Here is a 449-nt window from a genome sequence, read left to right as displayed (position 1 = left end):
AGTGATCCTTCACTCTACGAATGGTTTGTCGGTCAGCCAAATGTGCCATTACCGACAAAAAAAGAAGCTTTCTGAATATATCTGAAGAAGGGGTTTCCTTCTTCAGCTTACGACAATTTGCTTGCAAATTGTGTAGTAAGTCCACCTTTTGAAAAAAGGGGGCTGAAACACCATGTCAAAATTCGCCATTCTTCGGGTTCAGAAACTCAAATCGCCCAAGTCCGTCAGGGCGTCCATGAAGCACGCCTACCGAGAGCAGGATACGCCAAACGCTGACGCCACGAGAACGCCAGACAATGACCTGATCGGGCCGCAGAACGTCAAACAGGGCATGATCGCGTTCGAGAAGGCGCTACCTGAGAAGATCCGCAAGAACGCCGTCCAGTGCATCGAATACCTGGTCACGTCCTCACCTGGCGCGTTCGAGAACCGGAACGCTGACCAGGAGG

1 protein-coding gene is annotated in these 449 nt (G+C 51.2%); it reads left to right on the top strand.

Annotated features, from left to right (window positions below):
* Positions 1 to 172 precede the first annotated feature (172 nt).
* Positions 173 to 449, top strand: a 277-nt coding sequence (locus KP705_RS17695; RefSeq protein WP_252348446.1) for a plasmid recombination protein, incomplete at its 3' end; no start/stop codon positions are given.

The organism is Gluconobacter sp. P1D12_c (assembly GCF_018812105.1).
GTDB classification, from domain to species: domain Bacteria; phylum Pseudomonadota; class Alphaproteobacteria; order Acetobacterales; family Acetobacteraceae; genus Gluconobacter; species Gluconobacter oxydans_A.
Note: the sequence above shows the minus strand (reverse complement) of the source record. Positions and strands in the feature narration are given on the sequence as shown.